Origin of the sequence: Micromonospora sp. CA-249363, from assembly GCF_050950185.1 — a bacterium.
GTDB lineage: Bacteria > Actinomycetota > Actinomycetes > Mycobacteriales > Micromonosporaceae > Micromonospora.
Genome location: NZ_CP192020.1, coordinates 210,447 through 233,937 on the forward strand (window position 1 = coordinate 210,447; position 23,491 = coordinate 233,937).

16 protein-coding genes are annotated in these 23,491 nt (G+C 70.5%); 10 read left to right on the plus strand and 6 right to left on the minus strand.

Going from position 1 to position 23,491, the window contains the following annotated elements; genetic code table 11:
• Positions 1 to 72: 72 nt before the first annotated feature.
• The 5 genes from ACQPZK_RS01040 to ACQPZK_RS01060 all read right to left on the minus strand — a co-directional run bounded on the left by ACQPZK_RS01040 (position 73) and on the right by ACQPZK_RS01060 (position 5,149).
• Positions 73 to 867, minus strand: coding sequence for a polysaccharide deacetylase family protein (locus ACQPZK_RS01040; protein ID WP_433536482.1), 795 nt, complete (start codon positions 865 to 867; stop codon positions 73 to 75).
• Positions 868 to 942: 75 nt separating this feature from the next.
• Positions 943 to 1,887, minus strand: coding sequence for a MerR family transcriptional regulator (locus ACQPZK_RS01045; protein ID WP_433536483.1), 945 nt, complete (start codon positions 1,885 to 1,887; stop codon positions 943 to 945).
• Positions 1,877 to 2,500 (minus strand): isopentenyl-diphosphate Delta-isomerase, encoded by a 624-nt coding sequence (gene idi / locus ACQPZK_RS01050; protein WP_433536484.1) that lies wholly within the window; start codon positions 2,498 to 2,500, stop codon positions 1,877 to 1,879. Before idi ends, ACQPZK_RS01045 begins: the two co-directional genes overlap by 11 nt.
• Positions 2,497 to 3,978: a phytoene desaturase family protein gene (gene crtI / locus ACQPZK_RS01055; protein ID WP_433536485.1), complete on the minus strand. Its 1,482-nt coding sequence runs from the start codon at positions 3,976 to 3,978 to the stop codon at positions 2,497 to 2,499. Before crtI ends, idi begins: the two co-directional genes overlap by 4 nt.
• Positions 3,979 to 4,006: 28 nt before the next feature.
• Positions 4,007 to 5,149: a polyprenyl synthetase family protein gene (locus tag ACQPZK_RS01060; RefSeq protein ID WP_433536486.1), complete on the minus strand. Its 1,143-nt coding sequence runs from the start codon at positions 5,147 to 5,149 to the stop codon at positions 4,007 to 4,009.
• Between the two features lie 64 nt (positions 5,150 to 5,213).
• Here ACQPZK_RS01060 and ACQPZK_RS01065 point away from each other — a divergent pair, with 64 nt between their 5' ends.
• Both ACQPZK_RS01065 and ACQPZK_RS01070 read left to right on the plus strand, forming a co-directional pair.
• Positions 5,214 to 6,137 carry a phytoene/squalene synthase family protein gene (locus ACQPZK_RS01065; RefSeq protein ID WP_433536487.1) on the plus strand — a complete coding sequence of 308 codons (924 nt, stop codon included), beginning with the start codon at positions 5,214 to 5,216 and terminating at the stop codon, positions 6,135 to 6,137.
• Positions 6,134 to 7,459 carry a cryptochrome/photolyase family protein gene (locus tag ACQPZK_RS01070; RefSeq protein WP_433536488.1) on the plus strand — a complete coding sequence of 442 codons (1,326 nt, stop codon included), beginning with the start codon at positions 6,134 to 6,136 and terminating at the stop codon, positions 7,457 to 7,459. Before ACQPZK_RS01065 ends, ACQPZK_RS01070 begins: the two co-directional genes overlap by 4 nt.
• Positions 7,460 to 7,461: 2 nt before the next feature.
• Here the strand turns inward: ACQPZK_RS01070 and ACQPZK_RS01075 are convergent, their stop codons facing one another.
• Positions 7,462 to 8,538, minus strand: coding sequence for a serine hydrolase domain-containing protein (locus ACQPZK_RS01075; protein ID WP_433536489.1), 1,077 nt, complete (start codon positions 8,536 to 8,538; stop codon positions 7,462 to 7,464).
• Positions 8,539 to 8,628: 90 nt separating this feature from the next.
• Here ACQPZK_RS01075 and ACQPZK_RS01080 point away from each other — a divergent pair, with 90 nt between their 5' ends.
• From ACQPZK_RS01080 to ACQPZK_RS01115, 8 genes are all read left to right on the plus strand, one after another.
• Positions 8,629 to 10,104, plus strand: a complete 1,476-nt coding sequence (locus ACQPZK_RS01080) for a dihydrolipoyl dehydrogenase family protein (RefSeq protein ID WP_433536490.1) — start codon at positions 8,629 to 8,631, stop codon at positions 10,102 to 10,104.
• Positions 10,105 to 10,217: 113 nt separating this feature from the next.
• Positions 10,218 to 11,222 (plus strand): LacI family DNA-binding transcriptional regulator, encoded by a 1,005-nt coding sequence (locus tag ACQPZK_RS01085; RefSeq protein WP_433536491.1) that lies wholly within the window; start codon positions 10,218 to 10,220, stop codon positions 11,220 to 11,222.
• Positions 11,223 to 11,514: 292 nt separating this feature from the next.
• Entirely contained in the window at positions 11,515 to 12,894 is a 1,380-nt protein-coding gene (locus tag ACQPZK_RS01090) for an ABC transporter substrate-binding protein (RefSeq protein WP_433536492.1), read from the plus strand.
• A gap of 85 nt (positions 12,895 to 12,979) precedes the next feature.
• On the plus strand, positions 12,980 to 13,939 hold the full coding sequence (locus tag ACQPZK_RS01095; protein ID WP_433536493.1) for a carbohydrate ABC transporter permease: 960 nt from the start codon (positions 12,980 to 12,982) through the stop codon (positions 13,937 to 13,939).
• Positions 13,940 to 13,950: 11 nt separating this feature from the next.
• A complete protein-coding gene (locus ACQPZK_RS01100) occupies positions 13,951 to 14,838 on the plus strand; it encodes a carbohydrate ABC transporter permease (protein WP_433536494.1) in 888 nt (295 codons plus the stop codon).
• A 98-nt stretch (positions 14,839 to 14,936) separates the two neighbouring features.
• The gene (locus ACQPZK_RS01105; protein WP_433536495.1) at positions 14,937 to 16,598 is read left to right on the plus strand and encodes a glycoside hydrolase family 13 protein; all 1,662 of its coding nucleotides are present in this window, start codon (positions 14,937 to 14,939) and stop codon (positions 16,596 to 16,598) included.
• A gap of 150 nt (positions 16,599 to 16,748) precedes the next feature.
• Positions 16,749 to 19,655: a galactose-binding domain-containing protein gene (locus ACQPZK_RS01110; protein WP_433536496.1), complete on the plus strand. Its 2,907-nt coding sequence runs from the start codon at positions 16,749 to 16,751 to the stop codon at positions 19,653 to 19,655.
• A gap of 133 nt (positions 19,656 to 19,788) precedes the next feature.
• Positions 19,789 to 23,490, plus strand: a complete 3,702-nt coding sequence (locus ACQPZK_RS01115) for a discoidin domain-containing protein (protein WP_433536497.1) — start codon at positions 19,789 to 19,791, stop codon at positions 23,488 to 23,490.
• The last annotated feature ends 1 nt before the right edge of the window (position 23,491 follow it).

The following is a 23,491-nucleotide window of genomic DNA, read 5'->3' on the forward strand; positions in this document are numbered from 1 at the left end:
GAGCCCATCTCCGCCTTGCCGGACCGCCGCCTGAACTCCGCCTCGGCTCGACCGAGGACTTCGACACACGCCCTACTTGAGCCGGGTGATGCCGTAGCGGTGCTTCAGGTCGGCGATCACGTGCGGGCAGGCGGCGAGCGTCGCGGCCCGGTCACCGCCCCCGTCGTGCAGCAGCACGATGGAGCCGGGACGGGCCGCGTTGTGGACCCGCTTCGCGATCGTGGCGGCGGTGGGCTTGTCCCAGTCCTGCGGATCGACGGCCCAGTGCAGGGGGCGCATGCCGAGCTCCTTGGCCACGGCGAGGACCTCCGTCGTCCACCGGCCGCCGGGTTGGCGGTAGAAGGGCACCGGCGTGCCCGGGGCGGCTGTCTGGATGGCCTTGTTGGTACGGGCCAGGTCGGCCTTGATGTCGGAGGCCGGTCGGCGGGCGAGGTCGAGGTCGTGACGCCAACTGTGGTTGCACAGTTGGTGGCCCTCCCGGACGATCCGCCGGATCAGCTCCGGGTGCCGCTGGGCTTCGCGGCCCACCACGCAGAAGGTGGCCGTGACGTGGGCCGCCTTCAGTTGGTCGAGCACCTTGGGCGTCCAGGCGGGGCTGGGCCCGTCGTCGAAGGTCAGCGCCACGGGCCGTACGCCGGTGTTGCGCCGCAGCCCGGTCGGGAGCTTCGCCGGCAGCGGTCGCAGCGGCGGCTTCGAGGGCTTGACGCGGGTGGCGCTCGGCGAGGGGGTGGGCTTCGGGGTGGGGCTGGTGGTCGACTCGACGGGCTGCGGTGGCCCGGCGACGTGGATGGCAGTGTCTGGTTGAGCGCAACCGGACAAGACCAGCACCACGGCGAGGACGGACGCCAGGGCGGCGCGGGCTTGCATCTGTTCGCTCCCGGAGGGTCGGGGTGGGCGGACCACTCGACGGTAGTGGAAGCGACCGGGGAGCCGACAGGTCGGTCAGGCCTCTCGCGACTGGTCCAGCGAGTCGCGGACCGCCATCGCCAGCGAGACCGCCTCGGCCAGGTCGACCGGCCGGACCACTCCGGCGGGCAGCCCGTCGGCCCGCCAGCCCGGGCCGGCGGCGAGGATCAGCAGCGGGCGGCGGGGCGCGGCGAGCAGCGCGCTGAGCTGGGCCGGGTCGGCGGTGGCCCGGGTGTGTGACCAGAGCACCACGGCGGCCGGTCCGGTCCGGTTGACCGCTTCGACGAGGGCGGCGACCGGCACCCGGGCGCCCAGCATCCGGTAGCCCACCCCGGCCTCGGCGAGCGCGGCGGCAAGTGCTTCCAGGGGCAGGGTGTGCTGCTCCTCGTCGGCGCAGGAGAGCAGGATCCGGGCGGGCCCGGCGGGTGGGTTGGCCCGACTGGCCGCGGCGAACGCCTCCGACACGCACCGGGAGACCAGGTGCTCCACCTCGATGAGGCCGGAGGTGGCGACATGCCGGTCACCGATGCCGGCGAGCACGGGCCGCAGCAGGGTCTCCCAGGTGGAGATGATCCCGCTGGTGGCGATCGTGTGCGCGATCGTCTCGTTGATCGCGGCCGCGTCCAGTCGCATGGCGGCGCGGGCGAGGCCCCGGGCCGCCGGGCCGGCGCGGCCCACCCCGATGGCGCCGCCGCCGTCGCGGCTCGCCGGTCGGATCCGGCCTCGGGCGGTGGTGTCCAGCGGTGACCGGTCCGGCGTCTGTCGCGCCCAGCGGGCCGCCTCGGCCGGGCTGACGCCCTCGGCGGTCAACCGGCGCATGGTCTCGAGGCGGGCCAGGTCGGCCGGTGTGTACCGACGGTGGTGGCCGGGCACGTGCTCACTGGGCCCGAGCCCGTAGCGCTGGTGCCAGGTGCGCAGCGTGGTGACCGCGACCCCCAGCCGGCGCGCGACGGCGCCCGCGCTCAACGCCTCATCGGCCACCCGACCGCTCCACCGCGTCGTCCGCCGTCGATCCGGGCGGGGTCGTGGTGGTGGAGCCGGGGGCGCCCGACGAGGACCCTGAGGGACGCAGCAGACGGTTCACCACCCCGCCCAGCCAGGGGGCGTACGAACGGGGATCCCGGTCGAGGTCGGCTTCCAGGGCGGCCGGGTCGGCCCAGCGCAGCTCGGCCACCTCGTCCGGGTCGGGGCTCAGGGGTGCGACGGGTCGGAACTCGCCGCGCAGCACGTGGTCGTACTCGAACTCGACCCGGCCGGTGCTGGGGTCCTCGGCGTAGTAGACGTAGACGCCCACCTCGGTCAGCTCGACCGGACCGGTGCCCAGTTCCTCGCGCAGGCGTCGGTTGGCCGCCTCGGTGAGCGACTCGCCCGGCTGGGGGTGGCCGCAGCAGGAGTTCGCCCAGCGCAGCGGGAAGCGGGTCTTGACCGCGGCCCGTCGTTGCAGCAGCACCTGGCCGTCCGGGTTGACGAGCATCACCGAGAACGCCCGGTGCAGCTGCCCCGGCGGTTGGTGGGCGGCGGCGACGGTGGTGTCGCCGTTGGCTCGCCCGGCGTCGTCGACCAGCTCGACGAGATGGTCCTCGCGGCTGCTCATCGTCCCTCTCCCGTGATCCGGCCGGCGGCCAGCTTGCCAGAGATCAACACCATCGGTACGCCCACGCCGGGCTGCGTGCCGGAGCCGACGAAGACGACGTTCGACAGGTGGCGGTGCAGGTTCGACGGGCGGAACGGCCCGGTCTGGAAGAGCGTGTGCGCGGCGGCGAACGGTGTGCCGGCCGCCATGCCCTGCTCGGCCCACTCGGCGGGGGTGATCGCGCGCAACACCTCGACCCCGGCGCCGAACCCGACGTAGCCACGCTCCTCGAGCGTCGCGATGAGCTGGTCGCCGTAGCGCTGGGTCAGGTCGCCGCGCCACTCGAAGGGCGCCCGGTCGAGGTTCGGCACGGGCGCGAGCACGTAGTAGGTGTGCCGATCCGGTGGCGCCACCGACGGGTCGGTCCGGCTGGGATTGGTGACCAGCAGCGACGGATCGGTCATCAGCTCGCCTCTGCGGATGACCTCATCGAAGGTGCCCTTCCACGCGCGTCCGAAGTGGATGTTGTGGTGGGCGATCTTCGCATAGCCCTGTCGCGAGCCGACGTGCAGGACGACGCAGGACGGCGAGTAGGTGAGGCGTCGGGCGGGTGCGTCGGGGAGCAGGTCCCGGTAGGCGACCGGCAGGTCCGGGTTGAGCACCACCACGTCGGCCGGCACCAGTTCGCCGTCGGCGGTCAGCACGCCGGTGGCCCGGCCGTTCGCGGTCTCCACCCGGGTCACCGTGGTGTCGTACCGGATCTGCACGCCGTGCTTCTCGGCCGCGCCGGCCATCGCGCGGGAGACCGCGTGGATGCCGCCTCGGGGGAAGTAGACCCCGGCCACCGAGTCGAGGTAGGCGATGACCGCGTAGATGGCCAGCGCGTCGTGCGGGGCGAGCCCGGCGTACATCGCCTGGAAGGAGAAGATCCGCTGGGTACGGGGGTCCCGGAAGAATTGGTTGATCTTGGTCTGGAGGCGGCGGAAGGCCCCGCCGGTGAGCAGCTTGAGCAGGTTGCCGGTGAGCAGGTCGGTCGGCGCGTCCAGGTTGCGCTCGATGAAGTCGGCCCGTTCCAGCCGCCACAGCTCGCGCGCGTAGTCGACGAAGCGCAGGTAGCCGTCGGCCTCGCGGGGACCGCAGACCCGGGAGATCTCGGCCGCCATCCGGGTGGTGTCGGTGCGCACGTCGAGGGTCGACCCGTCCGGGTAGTACGCCCGGTACGCAGGGTCCAACGGGGTCAGGTCGAGCCAGTCGCGCAGCTCCTCACCGACGGCCCCGAGCGCCTCGGCGATCAGGTCGGGCATGGTGAGCACGGTGGGGCCGGTGTCGAACTCGTAGCCGTCGACGGCGAGCCGCCCGGCTCGCCCGCCGGGGACCGACTCGCGTTCCAGCACCGTCACCTGCCGGCCGCTGCCGGCGAGGTGCAGCGCGCAGGCGAGCCCACCCAGCCCGGCACCCACGACCACCACCCGGTCCGTCCGTCCCGTCACCGTCCGCACGTGACCACCTCCTCGAGATACTCGGTCATCAGGCCCGCCGGCTCGTGGCGGCGGTGGCCAACCCGGTCAGCGCGGTACGCGCCGTCCGGTCCACCGGCGCGCTGTCGAGCGCGGCCAGGGCATCGCCCACCCGCTCGGCGATCATCCGCTCCACCCGGACCACCGCGCCCGTCGCGGCGACCACGTCGGCGAGCCGTTCGACAGGTGCGCCGTCGGTCTGCTCCAGCGCCCGGAGCTGGCTCGGCGTGGCCAGTTGACGGGCCAGCATGAGCAGCGTGGTGGGCTTGCCGACGCGCAGGTCGTCGCCGGCCGGCTTGCCGGTGGACGCCGGATCGCCGTAGACGCCGAGCAGGTCGTCGCGGAGCTGGAACGCCTCACCGACGGCCAGCCCGTAGCGGGTGTACGCGGTGACCAGCGCGGCGTCGGCCGGCACCCCGGCGAGGCGGGTGCCGAAGAGCAGCGGTCGCTGCACGGTGTAGCTGGCGGTCTTGTAGCGGGCCACGCGCAGCGCCCGGTCGACCGACCAGCTGTCCGGGTCGTTCTCGCCGAGCACGTCCAGGTACTGGCCGGCGACCGTCTCGACCCGCATCTGGTCGTAGCAGCGGCGGACCTCGAACAGTCGGGCCGGGCTGACGGTGGTGCGGGCGAGCAGCTTGTCGGCCCAGACCATGCAGAGGTCGCCGATCAGCACGGCGGCGGCCTCGCCGAACCGGTCCGGGTCGCCCCGGTGGCCGGCGGCGACGTGCTGGGCGGCGAGCGCGACGTGCGCGGTGGGCCGGCCGCGACGGGTGGTGGAGGCGTCCATCACGTCGTCGTGGACCAGCGCGAAGGTGTGCAGCAGTTCGAGCGCGGCCAGCGCGGGTAGGACTGCGGGGAGCGGTTCGTCGCCGCCGACCGCCCCACGCCAGCCCCAGTAGCCGAACGTGGACCGGATGCGCTTGCCCCCGGACAGCACCGCCGCGCGTGCGGCGGACGCGAATCCGCCCATGGCTGCGTCGATCTCGCTGAGTGCGTCGACCTCGGAGTCGAGGAAGGCGGAGAGGGTCTCGTCGACCGCAGTGATCAGGTCCTGGGTGTACGCGGCCAGGACAGCGCGGACCGGATCGTCCCCCTCGCCCGGCTCGGTCGGTGCCACACGTACCGCGTTGCCCGCAACTGCGTCGTTGGCCATGTGGGCGAGCGTACCCTAGGGTACGAGTTGCGTCGATTGGTGCGTCGATATTTGAGGAGGGCCGGTGGACACAGATCTCACCGCTGCCTATGACCGGTGCCGTGAGCTGCACAAACGTCACGGCCGCACCTACTATCTCGCCACCCGGCTGCTTCCCGCGTGGAAACGGCGACATGTCCATGCGCTCTACGGATTCACGCGGTACGCCGACGAGATCGTCGACAGCACCGAGGCCCTGCCACCGGCCGAGCGGGCCGCCCTGCTCGACGACTGGGCCAGCAGGTTCATGGCCGGCCTGCACGGCGCGTCGGTTGACGACCCGCTGCTGCCGGCCGTGCTGCACACGATCGCCATCTTCGATCTGGACCGGGACGACTTCGCGTCGTTTCTGAAGAGCATGGCGATGGACCTGACGGTCACCTCGTACCCGACGTACGACCACCTGCTCGACTACATGGAGGGTTCGGCGGCGGTGATCGGCACCATGATGTTGCCGATCCTGGGCAGCTCCGACCCGGCGGCGGCCCGCGAGCCGGCCCGACAGCTCGGCTTCGCCTTCCAGCTCACCAACTTCATCCGTGACGTCGCCGAGGACCTCGACCGGGGCCGCACCTACCTCCCCGACGAGGACCTGGCGAAGTTCGGCGTCACCCGCGAGGACCTGGTCGAGGCCCGCGACCGGGGACAGGGCACGGCCCGCACCCGCGAGTTGATCGAGTACGAGGTGACCCGCGCCCAGGCGCACTACGCCGCCGCCGCGCCGGGTATCACCATGCTCGCTCCCGCCTCGCAGGCGTGCATGCGCACGGCGTACGCGCTCTACGGCGGCATCCTCGACGAGGTGGCCGCACAGGACTACGACGTCTTCGCCCGCCGCGCCCTGGTGCCGCAGCGGCGACGGATGGCGGTGGCCGCGCGCGCTCTGCTGACGTCGACGGGTACCCCGGTCACCATCCCGGGCCCGACGGTCCAGCCGGCGGCCCGGTGACCGGGGGCACCGCGGTCGTGCTCTTCACCCGCGACCTGCGGGTGCACGACCACCCGGCGCTGGCCACCACCTGCGCGGCGTTCGACCGGGTGGTGCCGTTGTACGTGCTCGACCCGGCCCTGGCCGGGTTGTCGGCCAACCGCACCCGGTTCCTGCACCAGGCGCTCGCCGACCTGCGTGACGCGCTGCGCGAGCGCGGCGGCGACCTGGTGGTGCGGCGCGGCGACCCGGTGGCCGAGACGGTCCGGCTGGCCGGCAAGGTCGGTGCCACCGCTGTCGCGCTCTCCGCCGATGTCAGCCACTACGCCCGCCGCCGGGAGCGTCGACTGCGCGCCGAGTGTGAGCGGCACCGGCTGCACCTGCGGCTCTTTCCGGGGCTGACGGTCGTCGAGCCGGGCGCCCTGCGGCCCGGTGGAGGTGGCGACCACTACCGGGTGTTCAGCCCGTACCACCGGGCGTGGGCCGCTTCCCGGTGGCGCGAGGAGTTGGCCGCGCCCCGCCGGGTCGTGCTGCCCGAGGGGGTGAGCGTGGGTCGGTTGCCGGCGCCGCCGGCGGGGGAGTCGCCGGAGGCGGCCGTCGGCGGCGAGCGCGTCGCCCGGCAGCGGCTCACCGACTGGCTGCCCGAGTTGGGCCGGTACGACGACCAGCACGACGACATGGCCGGCGACGACACCTCCCGCCTCAGCCCGTACCTGCGCTTCGGTTGCGTGTCGCCGCTGTCGGTGGCCAACCGGGCCGGCGACCGGTCCGGACCGTTCGTGCGGCAGATCTGCTGGCGCGACTTCTACTACCAGGTCACCGCCGCGTTCCCGCAGATCTCGACGGCCGCGTACCGGCGGGGCGCCACCGAGGAGTGGCGCTACGACGACGACGCTCTCGCGGCCTGGGCCGAGGGCCGGACGGGAATGCCGATCGTGGACGCCGGGATGCGGCAGATGCGGGCACAGGGCTGGCAGCACAACCGGGCCCGGCTGATCACCGCCGGCTACCTGACCAAGCACCTGGGGCAGGACTGGCGGGCCGGCGTGCGGGTCTTCTTCCGCTGGCTCCTCGACGGCGACGTGGCCAACAACTCGGGCAACTGGCAGTGGGTCGCCGGCACCGGCAACGACACCAAGCCCTACCGGGGGTTCAACCCGGTCCGGCAGGCCGAGCGGTACGACCCGGACGGTGACTACGTACGCCGCTGGGTGCCGGAGTTGGCCAAGGTGTCGGGCAAGGCCATCCACCAGCCGTGGAAGCTGCCGGACGACCTTCGCCGCACGCTGGACTATCCGCCGCCGCTCACCGTGCCCGGCACCGATCCGGTCTGGTTGCGCTGACTCTAAAGGCAGGAGTGCAGCACCTCGGCCAGCTCGTCCACCCGGTCGTGCTCGGCGAGCTGTGCCGTGACGTACGCGAGCGTGTAGCCGCGCACCGGGTCGGCCCACGCGCTGCTGCCGCCGAGCCCGCCCATGCCCCAACTGAGGTCGGGCTCCCACTGCATGCCCAGCGTCCACCGGACCCGGCGGTCCAGCACCACGTCCGGGCCGTCGTACTGGACCCGGGTCGCCTCGTCGAGAAGGGCGGGGCTGAACAGCCGTACGCCGTCCAGGACGCCGCCGGCCAGCAGACCCGCGTAGAGCCGGCCCAGGCCGACGGAGGTGGCGTGCAGGTTGACCGCCGGCATCTGAGCCCCCCGCCACAGCGGGCTGTTCAGCACGGCGAGATCCAGGCCACCGGCCGGGTTGCCCAACGCCCTCGCCCGCAGTGTGTCCGGGTCGCCCAGCTTGCGGGTCGGCCACTCCGGGTCGCCGTAGCGCAGGTCCGCGCAGCGACGTTGGTCCGTCTCGGCCAGCCCGAACCCGAGGTCGAGCTGCCACGGGCCGGCGATCTCGTCGGCGAGGAAACGGCCCACGCTCCGGCCGTCCACCCGGCGGACCAGCTCGCCCACCAGGTGGCCGTACGTCCAGGCGTGCTCGCCGGCCAGCGTTCCCGGCGGCCATTCGGGGTCGGCGGCGGCCAGGTCGCCGACGAGCAGGTCCCAGTCCGCGATCGCGCTGGCCGGCCGGGGCACCGGGAACGCCGGCAGCCCGGCGGTGTGCGACAACACGTGTCGCACGGTGGCCGGGGTGCGGAACTCCGGCCAGTACCGCTGCACGGGCGCGTCCAGGTCGACGCGGTCCCGGTCGACGAGCAGCAGCAGGCACAGCGCGGCGACCGGCTTGCCGACCGAGTAGACGTTGACCAGTGTGTCCGGCCGCCACGGCTGCCCGGACGGCCCGTCACCGGTGCGGAATCCGCCCACCAGGTCGACCACCGGCTGGCCGTCGTACCAGATGGTCAGGCTGGCGCCGGTCTCCCGGCCGGAGGCCAGCAGGTCGCGGAAGCAGTCCCGGACGGGGGCGAAGCGTGGGTGCATTCGATCACCGTAGGCGCTCCGGCGCGGTGCTCCCGCCGACTTTTCCGGACCCCGGTGGTCGGGGCGGTGCCGCTGGGGGATGCTGTCGGGGTGGCAGAGCCGGAGCTGGTGGATGTTGTCGTGGTGGGGCTCGGCGTCGGCGGCGAGGAGGTGGCCGAGCGACTCGCCGATGCCGGCCTGAGCGTCGTCGGTGTCGAGCGGGACCTCGTCGGCGGCGAGTGCCCGTACTGGGGCTGCATCCCGAGCAAGATGATGATCAGGGCCGCGAACGCGCTGGCCGAGGCACGTCGCGTCGACGGGCTGGCGGGCACGGCGCAGGTCCGGCCGGACTGGGCGCCGGTGGCGAAGCGGATCCGCGAGGAGGCCACCGACACCTGGGACGACAAGGTCGCGGTCGACCGGTTCACCGGCAAGGGCGGCCGGTTCGTCCGGGGTAGTGGCCGGCTCGACGGTCCGGGTCGGGTCCGGGTCGGCGACCAGGTGTTCCAGGCCCGGCACGGCATCGTCCTGGGCACCGGTACCCGCCCCTCGGTGCCGCCGATCGACGGCCTGGCCGACACGCCGTACTGGACCAACCACCAGGCGATCGAGGTCGAGGAGCTGCCGGAGTCGCTGCTGGTGCTCGGTGGTGGCGCGATCGGGCTGGAACTGGCCCAGGTCTTCGCGCGCTTCGGCGTCCGCGTCACCGTGGTGGAGGCGTTGGACCGGGTGCTGGCCGTGGAGGAGCCGGAGGCCTCCGACGTGGCCGCCGCCGCGCTGCGCGCCGACGGCGTCGAGATTCACACCGGGGTACGCGCCGAACGGGTCGACCATGACGGCGACCGTTTCACGCTGCGCGGCGATGGTGGAGCGGAGTTCACCGCCGAGCGGCTGCTCGTGGTGACCGGCCGTCGGGCGCATCTGGAGGAGCTGGGGTTGGACACCGTCGGTGTGGACGCCCACCAGCGTTACCTGCCGGTGGACGACCGGATGCACGTCACCGACGGCATCTGGGCGGTGGGTGACCTGACCGGCGAGGGGGCGTTCACCCACATCGCCATGTACCAGGCGGCGATCGTGGTGTCCGACGTGCTCGCTCACTACCGGCAGGCGACGGCCGGCCCGGACGCCAGCGGGACCGCCAGCGTCGTAGGCGGCGCGATGGGCTCCTCCAGTGCGCTTGCCACGAGCGGATCGAGCGGTTCGGCCGGCACCGTCCCGCGCGCCGACTACCGCGCGCTGCCCCGGGTGACTTTCACCGACCCGGAGGTCGGCGCCGTGGGGTTGACCGAGCGGCAGGCCCGCGACCGGGGCATCAACGTGCAGGTCGGGTTCACCAAGCTGAGCAGCTCGACCCGGGGTTGGATCCACCGCGTCGGTGACGAGGGCTTCATCAAGCTCGTCGCGGACGCCGACCAGGGCGTGCTGATCGGGGCGACGTCGGTCGGCCCGTCCGGCGGTGAGGTGCTGTCGGCGCTCGTGGTGGCGGTGCACGCGGCCGTGCCGCTGAGCCAGCTGCGGCACATGATCTACGCGTACCCGACCTTCCACCGCGCCATCGAGGACGCGCTGCGCGACCTGTCCTGACGACGACGACCGAAGTCGGCCGGATGAATCGTGGCAAGATGCGACAGTTGCGCAGCAAAATCTGACCGTTTCACGGTTCATTTCTTTCATTTCCGTGACGTACGATTGCGGCCGTGACCAAGCGGTTGACTGAAGTTGCCAAGAAGGCAGGCGTCAGCGAGGCCACCGTCAGCCGGGTGCTCAACGGTCGGGACGGTGTTTCCGAGGCGACCCGGACGGCGGTGCTCACCGCGCTCGACGTGCTCGGCTACGAGCGGCCGACCAAGCTGCGCGGTGAGCGTGCCCGCCTGGTCGGGCTGGTGCTGCCCGAGTTGCAGAACCCGATCTTCCCGGCGCTCGCCGAGGTGGTGACCGGGACGCTCGCCCAGCGCGGCTACACGCCGGCCCTCTGTGCCCGCACCATCGGCGGCGTGTCCGAGATGGACTACGTCGAGATGCTCCTCGACCACCAGGTGTCCGGCGTGATCTTCGCCGGCGGCTCGTACGCGCTGGCCGATGCCCGGCACGACCACTACCGTCGGCTGACCGATCGGGGCCTGCCGGTGGTGCTGGTCAACGCCGGTGTGGACGAGCTGGGCTTTCCCCGGGTCTCGACCGACGACGCGGTGGCGGTGGAGCAGGCGTACGGGCATCTGCGCTCGCTCGGGCACGAGCGGATCGGGATGGTGCTCGGCCCGGAGGGGCACGTGCCGTCCCGCCGCAAGCTGGACGCGATGGTGCAGGCCGCGGACTGGGGTGTCGCCGAGCAGGAGTGCGTCGAGCGTTCCAGCTTCTCGATGGAGGGCGCTCGGGTCGCCGCGACGAAACTGGTCGAGCGCGGCGTCACCGGCATCATCTGCGCCAGTGACGTCCTGGCCCTGGGCACGATCCGGGCCGCCCGGCGTCTGGGTCGTGCGGTGCCGACGGACATCTCGGTGGTGGGCTTCGACGACTCCGCGTTCATGACCTGCACCGATCCGCCGTTGACGACGGTGCGGCAGCCGATCGAGACGATGGGTCAGGCTGCGGTGGATCTGCTGGTGACCCAGATCGAGGGTGCCGGCGTCCTCCAGGACGAGCTGCTGTTCGAGCCGGAGTTGGTGGTCCGCGGCTCCACCGCGCCCGCACCCGGCCGGTGATCGCGCTCCTGGCGTACTGAACGACCTTCTCGAAGGCCGTCGACCGCTCTCGCGGTCGGCGGCCTTCTTGATGCACAAGTAGCCGCATAACGGGTCTAATCCCGCATCCTGTCGCCCTCTGTCGTCCTGATGTCGAGTCTTTTCAAAACATCGTCGACACCTTGCTGAAATGAGTCGTGCTCGTTACAGTGACTCCACTCACACCTGGCTCCGGCGCAGCTACAGGGCGTCAGGCCGTATCACCGCAATCAGCGCACCTCACGGAGACACCCGTTCCCGAAGGGATGGACAGATGTCCGTACCGCAATACCGAAGGGCTGCGACCCTGGCGCTCGTGGCCGGCCTGGGCTTCAGCCTCACGGCATGCTCCACGAAGAGTGACGACAAGGACGCGACCGCCGGCGGCAAGGTCACCATCACCGTCGACTGCCAGCCGGTCGGCGCCCAGAAAGAGCTGTTGAAGAACTGGAACGACGACGTCGTCGAGTTCCAGAAGCAGAACCCGGACATCATCGTCAAGAGCGTGAGCGTCGGCGAGCAGTGCAACAACCCGCCGGACTTCACCGCCCGCCTGGCCGGCGGCACCGTCACCGACGTGTTCTACGGCTACATGACGGACCTGGCGCAGGTGCTCGACTCCGGTCAGGCGATGGACATCTCGCAGTACGTCAACAAGGACACGATCTCCACCTGGGACAGCGTCGACCCGGCGCTCAAGGAGGTCTTCAGCGACGGCGGCAAGCTCTACGCCGTGCCGGTGAAGAACTACTCGATGGGCCTGGTCTACAACAAGGCTCTGTTCCAGCAGGCCGGGTTGGACGTCAACAACCCGCCCAAGACCTGGGGCGAGGTCCGGACCGCCGCCAAGAAGATCTCGGGGCTCGGCAACGGCATCGCCGGCTACTCGGAGTACAGCGCCGGCAACACCGGCGGCTGGCACTTCACCTCGCTGCTCTACTCGCAGGGCGGCCAGGTGCTCACGGCCGACGGCAAGAAGGCCGACTTCAACAACGCGATGGGCAAGCAGGTCCTGCAGAACCTCAAGGACATGCGGTACGGCGACAACAGCATGGGCTCCCGCCAGCTTCTCCAGTGGGGCGATCTGCTGACGAACGCCGGCGCCAACAAGGTCGGCATGTTCATCGGCGCGCCGGACGCCACCCAGGCGATCGTCAGCCAGTTCCAGGGCAAGTTCCAGGACTGGGCGATGAGCCCGCTGCCCGGTCAGGACGGTCCGGCGAAGGGCACGCTCGGTGGTGGCGAGGGCTACTTCTTCAAGAAGGGCCTCTCTCCCGAGCAGGTCAAGGCCGGTCTGAAGTGGATCGCGTACCAGAAGCTGACCCCGGGCAAGGGCCAGTTCGACTACGTGCGCGCCAAGCCGCAGAACTACCCGGTGGGTCTGCCCCAGCCGCTGCTGTTTGCCAACGGCAGCGAGGTGCAGAAGCAGGAACTCGAACTGCGCAAGGCCAACGCCAACCTCGACACCACCAACTTCGCGCTCTTCGAGGCGACCCCGGTGCCGATCAAGGGGGAGCCGCGTAACGCCCAGGCGATCTACGCGGTGCTCGACGCCGCGATGTCCGGTGTGCTGACGAACCCGAACGCGAACATCGACGCGCTGCTCAAGACGGCCGAAGACAAGGTCAACCAACTGCTGGCCGCGCAGAGCTGATCCGCGGGTGTGGGGGTCGGCGTACCGGCCCCCACACCCCGCGCCGCACCACCGTCCGCCTCACCGACCTCCGCAGGAGAGTGCCGTGGCGATCACCGCCGCCCCCCAGGCCCCCGGGAAACCGGGCCGCCCGATGCCGTCGTACGCGGCAGGGCCGAAGCAGCGTACGAGCCTCGGCCGCAAGGTACGGGACAACCTCACCGGGCACGCGTTCCTGATCGGCGCCGTGCTCTGCTTCGTGGTCTTCTCCTGGTACCCGATGGTCCGTGGCGTCGTGATGAGCTTCCAGCGGACCAGGCGCGGCGAGACGACCTGGGTGGGCTGGGACAACTACAGCCGTCTCCTCGCCGACCCCAGCTTCTGGCCGGCGTGGAAGAACACGTTCTACTTCACGCTGCTCGCGCTCGTGCTCGGGTACGCGGTGCCGTTCTTCGTGGCGATCCTGCTCAACGAGTTCCGGCACGCCAAGGGTTACCTGCGGATCCTGGTCTACCTGCCGGTGATGCTCCCGCCGGCCTCGGCCCTGTACCTCTTCAAGTTCTACGCGTACGACCCGAGCGAGGCGGGCCTGTTCAACGCGATCCTCAAGGCGCTGCACCTGCCGACGTCGCAGTGGATGCAGTCGCCGGACATGACGATGCCGGCCATGGTGATCGCGTCCACCTGGATGAACATGGGTGGCGCTGTCCTGATCTACCTGGCATCGCTACAGAACATTCCCGGCGAGCTGTACGAGGCCGCCGAACTCGACGGCGCGGGGATCTGGAAGCGGATCCGCCACGTGACGATCCCGCAGACCCGGCTCATCCTGGCGCTCCTGGCGATGATCCAGATCGTCGCCACGATGCAGCTCTTCATCGAGCCGCTGATCCTCGCCAACGGCGCGGGCGCGGAGGATTCCGCGACCACCGTGGCGTACCTCATCTACCAGCACGGGTTCTTCCAGAACGACCTCAACGGCGCTGCCGCACTCGGCGTGCTCATGCTCGTGGTGCTGGCCGGCTTCTCCGCCGTGTACGTGCGGCTGACTGCGAAACAGGACTAGGACGGCGCGCAATGGCACAGGATTCCGGCACCCGGACCCTCATCTCCCATGCCCAGGTCAGCCGCGGGCGCGGGCGGGTCATCTACTGGACGCTGCTGGTCGTCGTCGTGACGGCGTTCACGCTCATCTTCCTCGGGCCGCTGTACTGGATGGTCACCGGCGCGCTCAAGTCCGGCCAGGAGATCGCCCAGACCCCACCCACGCTGTTTCCGAAGGACCCGCAGCCGCAGAACTACATCGACGCCTGGAACAATCTGGAACTCGCCAAGCTGCTGTTCAACACGTTCTACTACGCGATCGGCGCGGTGCTGTTCCAGCTCGTGTTCGACGCGGCCGCCGCGTACTCGTTGTCGAAACTGCGACCGATCTTCGGCAACGTGATCCTCGGGCTGATGCTCGCCACTCTGATGATCCCGGCGATGGTGCTCATCGTCCCCCAGTACGTGACCGTGATCGACCTGCCGATCCTGCACATCAATCTGCTCGACTCGCCGTTCGCCATCTGGCTGCCACTGGTGGCGAACGCATTCAACATCTTTCTGCTGAAGCGATTCTTCGACTCGATTCCCGAGGAGTTGATGGCGGCGGCTCTGGTGGACGGGGCGACGCCGCTGCGGACGCTCTGGTCGATCATCCTGCCGATGTCCCGCCCGATCCTCGGCGTCGTCGCGATCCTGGCCATGACGGCGGTCTGGAAGGACTTCCTCTGGCCGAAGCTGGTCATGCCCTCACCGGAGACCCGGACGGTCAGTGTCGGCATCTACTCCTTCGCGGGCGGTACGCCCATGAACGTCGTGATCGCCGCGTCGGTCATCGCCGCCATCCCGACCGTTATCGTCTTTTTGATCTTCCAGCGGAACATCATGTCTGGCCTGACCGCCGGCAGCATCAAGGGATAGCCACCACCGAAGACAGCGGAGCGAACAACGGCCGTTCGTCCGACACACAATCGCCACCGGCGTACCCGGCGACGTACTGACGCAGAAAGCAGGTGCTCGTGTCCACAGCAGACAGCAGTCCGTGGTGGCGTGGAGCCGTTATCTACCAGGTGTACCCACGCAGCTTCGCCGACGGCAACGGCGACGGCATCGGTGACATCGCAGGTATCCGCTCCCGCCTGAACCACCTGTCCGCGCTTGGCATCGACGCGATCTGGTTCAGTCCCTGGTATCCGTCGCCGATGGCCGACGCCGGGTACGACGTGTCCGACTACCGCGACATCGATCCGGTCTTCGGCACGCTCGCCGAGGTCGAGGCGCTGATCGCGGAGGCGCACGACCTGGGCATCCGGACGATCGTCGACGTGGTGCCCAACCACTGCTCCGACGCGCACCCGTGGTTCCAGGCCGCGCTGGCCGGCGGCCCGGGCGCGCCCGAGCGGGACCTGTTCTGGTTCCGTCCCGGCCGGGGCCCGAACGGCGACCAGCGACCCACCGACTGGGTCGGCGAGTTCGGTGGCGAGACGTGGACCCGCACCACCAACCCGGACGGCACACCCGGTGACTGGTACCTGCACCTCTTCGCCCCACAGCAGCCGGACTTCAACTGGGACCACCCCCGGGTACGGGCCGAGTTCGAGGACATCCTCCGGTTCTGGTTCGACCGGGGCGTCGACGGCATCCGCATCGACTCCGCCGGCCTGCTCGTGAAGGACGGCACGCTGCCGGAGGTCGAGCCGGACCGGCCGCACCCGTTCCACGACCTCGACGGGGTGCACGACATCTACCGGGGCTGGCGGCGGGTCGCCGACTCGTACGCGGACCGCGCGCTGATCGGCGAGGTGTGGTTGCCGGACCGGCAGCGGTTCGCCAACTACCTGCGCCCCGACGAGCTGCACGCCGCGTTCAACTTCGACTTCCTCGGCTGCGCCTGGGACGCGTCGGCGCTGCGGGAGAGCATCGACGGCACGCTCAGCGCCCACGCTCCGGTGGGCGCGCCGGCCACCTGGGTGCTCTCCAACCACGACGTGACCCGGCACGTCACCCGCTACGGCCGGGCGGACACCACGTTCAGCTTCGCCGCCAAGCGCGAGGGCATCCCCACCGACCTGGAGCTGGGCACCCGTCGGGCGCGGGCCGCCGCGCTGCTGTCGCTGTCGCTGCCCGGCGCCGTCTACGTCTACCAGGGCGAGGAGCTGGGGCTCTGGGAGGTCGAGGACATCCCGTACGCGCTGCGGCAGGACCCGATGTGGGAACGCTCCGGCCGCGTCGACCCCGGTCGGGACGGTTGCCGGGTACCGCTGCCCTGGGCCGGTGACGAGCCGCCGTTCGGGTTCAGCCCCGAAGGCTCGGCGGCGCCCTGGCTGCCCCAACCCGCCGACTGGAAGGACCGGACGGCGCTGGCGCAGACCGGCGACGCGGCCTCGATGCTCGAGCTGTACCGGGAGGCCATCCACGTCCGGCGGGGCGAGGCGGCGCTCGGCGACGGCGAGATGACCTGGCTGCCCGCCCCGGACGGCGTGCTGGCCTTCAGTCGTGGTGGCGGCTTCCGCTGCCTCGTCAACCTCACCGACGCGGCGGTGCCGATGCCCGTCGACGGGGAGGTGCTGCTGGCCAGCGGCCCACTCGACGACGGACTGCTGCCGTCGGACACCGCCGTCTGGCTGCGTATCCCCGAAGCGGTGGACGGACCGCGCGCGGACGTCGCCACCCTGACCTGATCCGACCCGACGTGGTGCCGGCGGTCCCGTCCCGGCCGCCGGCACCACACCACCCGCACACCGCGCAGCCCACGAGAGGAGTACGAGGGACCGCCACACCGCACCGACACGGGGGACCTGGCCTGCCTGACGAAAGGGAGAGCGCAGCTCATGGCCAACCACACCACCGGCACTCCGCACCACCTTCGACACCCGGCCCGGGCAGGGTTGGCCGCCATCGCCGCCACCCTGCTCGCGGCCACCACCCTGACCGCCCTCGCGGTCACCGGCAGTGCCACCCCGGCCGCGGCGGCCGGGTTGTCCCCCTTCGACATCTCCGGCCGAGGCGCCACCGTCCCCTTCATCGAGCAGGAGGCGGAGAAGGCCGCGCACAACGGTACGAAGATCGGTCCGGACCGGCGCTACGGCACGTTGCCGTCGGAGGCGTCCGGCCGGGAGGCGATCACCCTCGACGCCGTCGGTGAGTACGTCGAGTTCACGCTCACCGCCCCGGCCAACGCGGTCACCTTCCGGTACAGCCTGCCGGACAACTCGGCCGGCACGGGCCGGGACGCCACCATCGACCTGCGGGCCAACGGCAACCTGCTGAAGTCGGTCCCGGTCACGTCGAAGTACGGCTGGTACTACGGCGGCTACCCGTTCAACAACAACCCGGGCGACACCAACCCGCACCACTTCTACGACGAGACCCGGGCGTTGTTCGGCAGCACCCAGCCGGCCGGTACGAAGATCCGGTTGCAGGTCTCCTCGACCGCCCAGTCACCCACCTTCACGATCGACCTGGCCGACTTCGAGGTCGTCGCGCCGATCGCGAAGCCGTCCGGTGTCATCGACGTGGTCACCGACTTCGGCGCGGACCCGACCGGTGCGACCGACTCGACCGCGAAGTTCCAGGCGGCGGTCGACGCCGGAAAGGCCCAGGGCCGGGCGGTCTGGATCCCGACCGGCACCTTCACCCTCTGGGACCACGTGGTGGTCGACGGGGTGACCCTGCGCGGCGCCGGCCCCTGGTACTCGGTGCTCGGCGGCCGGCACCCCACCGACCGCAAGCGGGCGGCCGGCATCTACGGCAAGTACGTCCCCGGCGGCGGCTACACCGGTGAGATCCGGTCGCACGAGGCGAACGGACCGAGCCGCAACGTCACCCTGCGGGACTTCGCCATCATCGGCGACATCCGCGAGCGGATCGACGACGACCAGGTCAACGCGCTGGGCGGGGCGATGACCAACTCGGTGGTCGACAACCTCTGGTTGGAGAACACCAAGGTCGGCGCGTGGATGGACGGGCCGATGGACAACTTCACCATCCGCAACAGCCGGATCCTGGACCAGACCGCGGACGGGGTGAACTTCCACACCGGCGTCACCAACTCGACGGTGACCAACACGTTCGTCCGCAACACCGGTGACGACGCCCTGGCCATGTGGGCGCAGAGCGTGCCGAACGTCAACAACTCGTTCACGCACAACACCATCGGTGTAACGCTGCTGGCGAACCACCTGGTCAGCTACGGCGGTCGGAACATCACGATCAGCGACAACGTGACCGCCGACTCGCTGACCAACGGCGGCGGCATCCACGTCGCCAACCGCTACCCCGGCGTGCAGGGCGACACCGCGGTCCGGGGCACCTGGACGATCGCCCGGAACACGTTGATCCGCAACGGCAACTCGGACTACAACTGGAACTTCGGCGTCGGGGCGATCTGGTTCTCCGCTCTCAACGAGGCGTTCCAGCAGGCCACCATCAACATCACCGACACCGACATCCTGGACAGCTCGTACGCCGCGCTGCACTGGATCGAGGGCCAGACCAGCGGCATCAACCTCAACAACGTCCGCATCGACGGCGCCGGCACGTACGCGCTCCAGGTGCAGGCGCCCAGCCAGGTGTCGTTCACCAACGTGCGGGCCACCAACATCGCGCAGAGCAACCCGATGCACAACTGCGTGGGTGGCGGTTTCCAGATCACCCAGGGCTCCGGCAACTCGGGCTGGTACACCTCGACCCCGTACTGCGGCCCGTGGCCGGAGCCGCAGTGGGGTGGTGGGCCCAGCACCCCGCCGACCACCGGCCCCACCACCGCGCCTCCCACCACCGCGCCTCCCACCACCGCGCCTCCGACGACCGCGCCTCCGACGACCCCGCCGCCCACCGGTGGGAACCTGGCGCTGAACCGTTCGACGACCGCGACCAGCACCAACCAGAACTACACGGCGGGCAACGTGGTGGACGGCAACGCCTCGACCTACTGGGAGAGCGCCAACAACGCCTTCCCGCAGTCGGTCACCGTGGACCTGGGCGCGGTCCGCTCGGTCGACCGGGTGGTGCTCAAGCTGCCGGCCGGCTGGGAGCAGCGCACCCAGACGCTGTCGGTGCTCGGCTCCAGCGACGGCTCGTCGTACAGCACGCTGGCGTCGTCCGCCGGTCGGGTCTTCGCTCCCGGCTCGGGCAACACCGTCTCGATCGGGCTGCCCTCCGGTAGCCGTCGCTACATCCGGGTCACCGTGACCGGCAACACCGGCTGGCCGGCAGCCCAGCTCAGCGAGGTCGAGGTGTACGGCGGCACGCAGACCACGGCACCGCCCACCACCACGCCCCCGACGACCACCCCGCCCCCGACCACGCCTGCCCCCACCGGCAACCTGGCGGCCGGACGGTCGATCACCGAGACCAGCCACTCCGACGTGTACGGCGGGTCCAACGCGGTGGACGGCAACGCCAACACCTACTGGGAGAGCGCCAACAACGCCTTCCCGCAGTCGCTGACCGTCGACCTGGGCGCGACCCGAACGGTGTCCCGGGTCGTATTGAAGCTGCCGCCGTCGTCGGCCTGGCAGACACGTACGCAGACGCTGGCGCTGCTCGGCTCGACCGACGGCTCGTCGTTCAGCACCGTCAAGTCGTCCGCCGGTTACACCTTCAACCCGTCCAGCGGCAACACGGTCACCGTGACCTTCACGGCGACCAGCCAGCGCTACCTGCGCCTGACCGTCACCGGCAACACGGGCTGGCCCGCCGGTCAGCTCAGCGAGTTCGAGGTCTACTCCAGCTAGCCCGGCGGCCCCCGCCCGGCCAGGGCGGGGGCCGCAGCACCGTCCCCCACCTGTCGCGGCACGACGGGCGTACCCCTGCACCCGTCACCGGGCAACGCACCCCACACCACCCCCGAAAGAGGTGTAGCGACCGATGTCCAGAAACGGCCCCACCCGAGGCACCCCGCGAACCGGCTCGCCCGGTTCCGCCCCACGAGCCGACCGAGCGCCGGCCCGCCGCCGGCTCCTCGCCAGCACGCTCGCCGGACTGCTCCTCGCCGCCGTTCCCGCGGTCACCCCCGCGACCGCGGCCCCGGCGGCGACGCCCGCCTCCGCACCGGCGGGCTCCGCCCGCGCGGCCCTGCTCGCCGGGCTCTCGGCCACCATGAGCGCCAGCAGCTACAACCAGAACTACGTGGCGAGCAACGCCAACGACGGCAACGCCTCGACCTACTGGGAGAGCGCCAATAACGCGTTCCCCCAGTGGATCCAGGCCGACCTGGGCGCGACGATCGGCGTGGACCGGGTCGTGCTGAAGCTGCCGCCGTCGTCGGACTGGCAGACGCGTACGCAGACGCTGTCGGTGCTCGGCTCCACCAACGGCTCGACCTTCAGCACCCTGAAGTCGTCCGCCGACTACACCTTCAACCCGAGCACCGGCAACACCGCGACCGTCAGCTTCACCGCCGCCAGCACCCGCTACGTACGCGTGCAGGTCACCGGCAACACCGGCTGGCCGGCGGCGCAGCTCTCCGAGGTGGAGGTGTACGGCTCCAGCGGCAGCACCGACACCCAGGCCCCGAGCGCCCCGGGCAGCCTGGCGTACACCCAGCCGGCCAGCGGTCAGATCCGACTCACCTGGTCCGCGTCGAGCGACAACGTCGGGGTGACCGGGTACGACGTCTACGCCAACGGCGCGCTGCGCGGCAGCGTCAGCGGCTCGACGCTGACCTACACCGACAGCCAGGCGGACAGCGCCACCGTCTCGTACTACGTGCGGGCCAAGGACGCGGCCGGCAACCAGTCGTCGAACAGCAACACGGTGACCCGCACCGGCACCGGCAACCCGACCGGAAGCAACCTGGCGGTCGGTAAGCCGATCACCGCCTCCGGGTACGTGCACACGTTCGTGGCCACCAATGCCAACGACAACAACGTGGCCACCTACTGGGAGGGCAACGGCAACCCGAGCACGTTGACCGTGCAGCTCGGGGCGAACGCCAGCCTCAGCCAGATCGTGCTGAAGCTCAACCCGGACTCGGCCTGGGGTACGCGTACCCAGAACATCACCGTCCTCGGCCGGGACCAGAACTCGTCGAGCTTCACCACCCTGGTCGGCGCGACGAACTACACGTTCAACCCGGGCAGCGGCAACACGGTGACCATCCCGGTCTCCGCGACCGCCGCCGACGTACGCCTCTCGATCGCCTCGAACACCGGTGCGCCGGCCGGTCAGGTGGCCGAGTTCCAGGTCTTCGGCACCCCCGCGCCGAACCCGGACCTGACCGTGACCGGCATGTCGTTCAGCCCGTCCGCGCCCGTGGAGACCAGCACCATCACGCTCTCCGCGACCGTCCGGAACGCCGGCTCGGCGGCCTCCGCCGCGACCAACGTCAACTTCTACCTGGGCTCCACCCGGGTCGGCACCGCGTCGGTCGGTGCTCTTGCGGCCGGCGCGTCGACCACGGTCAGCGCCAGCATCGGCACCCGCGACGCGGGCAGCTACCCGCTCAGCGCGAAGGTCGACGAGTCGAACACCGTCGTCGAGCAGGACGACACCAACAACAGCTACTCCAACCCCAGCCCGCTGGTGGTCAGCGCGGTCGCCACCAGTGACCTCGTCGCCTCCTCGGTCGCCTGGTCGCCGGGGAACCCGTCGGCCGGCAACACCGTCACGTTCTCCGTGTCGATCCGTAACGCCGGAAGCGTGGCGTCCGCGTCCGGCTCCCACGGCATCACGCTCACCGTGCTCAACGAGTCCGGCACCGTGGTCCGTACCCTGACCGGCTCGTACTCCGGTGTCATCAACGCCGGGGCCACCGTCGGCCCGGTCAACCTGGGCACCTGGACGGCCGCGAACGGCAAGTACACCGTCCGGGTCGTGCTCGCCGCCGACGGCAACGAGCTGCCGGTCAAGCAGACCAACAACACCAGCGACCGGCCGCTCTTCGTCGGGCGTGGCGCCAACATGCCGTACGACATGTACGAGGCCGAGGACGGCGTGGTCGGTGGCGGCGCGAACGTCGTGGGCCCGAACCGGACCGTCGGCGACCTGGCCGGTGAGGCGTCCGGTCGGCGTGCGGTCACCCTGAACTCGACCGGCGCCTACGTCGAGTTCACCACCCGGGCCAGCACCAACACGCTTGTCACCCGCTTCTCCATTCCGGACGCGTCGGGTGGCGGGGGCATCAACTCGACGCTCAACGTCTACGTCAACGGCACGTTCCACAAGGCCATCGACCTGACGTCCCGCTACGCCTGGCTGTACGGCAACGAGACCAGCCCGGGGAACTCGCCGAGCGCGGGCGGACCGCGGCACATCTACGACGAAGCCAACGTCATGCTCAACTCGACCGTGCCGGCCGGCAGCAAGATCCGCCTGCAGAAGGACGCGGCCAACACCACCACGTACGCGATCGACTTCATCAACACCGAGCAGGTCTCGCCGATCGCCAACCCGGACTCGGCGCGCTACGCCACGCCGACCGGCTTCACCCACCAGGACGTGCAGAACGCCCTGGACCGGGTCCGGATGGACACCACCGGCAACCTGATCGGTGTCTACCTGCCGGCTGGCAACTACTCCACCTCGTCGAAGTTCCAGGTGTACGGCAAGGCGGTCCAGGTGACCGGTGCCGGCCCCTGGTACACCCGGTTCAACGCGCCGTCCGGCCAGGAGAACACCGACATCGGCTTCCGGGCCGAGAACTCGGCGGCCGGCTCGTCGTTCAAGAACTTCGCGTACTTCGGCAACTACACCTCGCGGATCGACGGCCCGGGCAAGGTGTTCGACTTCTCCAACGTGTCGAACATCGTGATCGACAACATCTGGGCCGAGCACCAGGTCTGCCTCTACTGGGGCGCCAACACCGACTACATGACGATCAAGAACTCGCGGATCCGCAACCTGTTCGCCGACGGCGTCAACATGACCAACGGCAGCACCAACAACCTGGTCAGCAACAACGACGCCCGGGCCACCGGCGACGACAGCTTCGCGCTGTTCTCGGCGATCGACGCGGGCGGCGCCGACATGAAGGACAACATCTACGAGAACCTGACGTCGACGCTGACCTGGCGGGCCGCGGGCGTGGCCGTCTACGGCGGCTACGGCAACACGTTCCGCAACATCTACATCGCGGACACGCTCGTCTACTCCGGCATCACCATCAGCTCGCTCGACTTCGGATACCCGATGAACGGCTTCGGCGCGAGCCCGCCCACGAAGTTCGAGAACATCTCGATCGTCCGGGCCGGTGGGCACTTCTGGGGCGGGCAGACCTTCCCGGCGATCTGGGTGTTCTCCGCCTCGAAGGTGTTCCAGGGCATCCGCGTCAGCGACGTGGACATCGTCGACCCGACCTACAGCGGCATCATGTTCCAGACCAACTACGTCGGTGGCCAGCCGCAGAACCCGATCACCGACACGGTCTTCACCAACATCTCCATCAGCGGCGCCCGCAAGAGCGGTGACGCCTACGACGCCAAGTCCGGCTTCGGCATCTGGGCAAACCCCATGCCGGAAGCCGGGCAGGGTCCCGCCGTCGGGTCGGTCACCTTCACCAACCTGCGGCTGAGCAACAACGCCGTGGACATCCAGAACCCCACGACGACCTTCACCATCAACCGCAACTGAT

What these genes read in the sequence shown, in the direction of transcription:
- ACQPZK_RS01115 (WP_433536497.1), top strand. Translation starts at nt 19,789, where the DNA reads ATGTCCAGAAACGGCCCCACCCGAGGCACCCCGCGAACCGGCTCGCCC.
- ACQPZK_RS01075 (WP_433536489.1), bottom strand. Translation starts at nt 8,538, where the DNA reads ATGCACCCACGCTTCGCCCCCGTCCGGGACTGCTTCCGCGACCTGCTG.
- ACQPZK_RS01060 (WP_433536486.1), bottom strand. Translation starts at nt 5,149, where the DNA reads ATGGCCAACGACGCAGTTGCGGGCAACGCGGTACGTGTGGCACCGACC.
- ACQPZK_RS01110 (WP_433536496.1), top strand. Translation starts at nt 16,749, where the DNA reads ATGGCCAACCACACCACCGGCACTCCGCACCACCTTCGACACCCGGCC.
- ACQPZK_RS01100 (WP_433536494.1), top strand. Translation starts at nt 13,951, where the DNA reads ATGGCACAGGATTCCGGCACCCGGACCCTCATCTCCCATGCCCAGGTC.
- ACQPZK_RS01040 (WP_433536482.1), bottom strand. Translation starts at nt 867, where the DNA reads ATGCAAGCCCGCGCCGCCCTGGCGTCCGTCCTCGCCGTGGTGCTGGTC.
- idi (WP_433536484.1), bottom strand. Translation starts at nt 2,500, where the DNA reads ATGAGCAGCCGCGAGGACCATCTCGTCGAGCTGGTCGACGACGCCGGG.
- ACQPZK_RS01090 (WP_433536492.1), top strand. Translation starts at nt 11,515, where the DNA reads ATGTCCGTACCGCAATACCGAAGGGCTGCGACCCTGGCGCTCGTGGCC.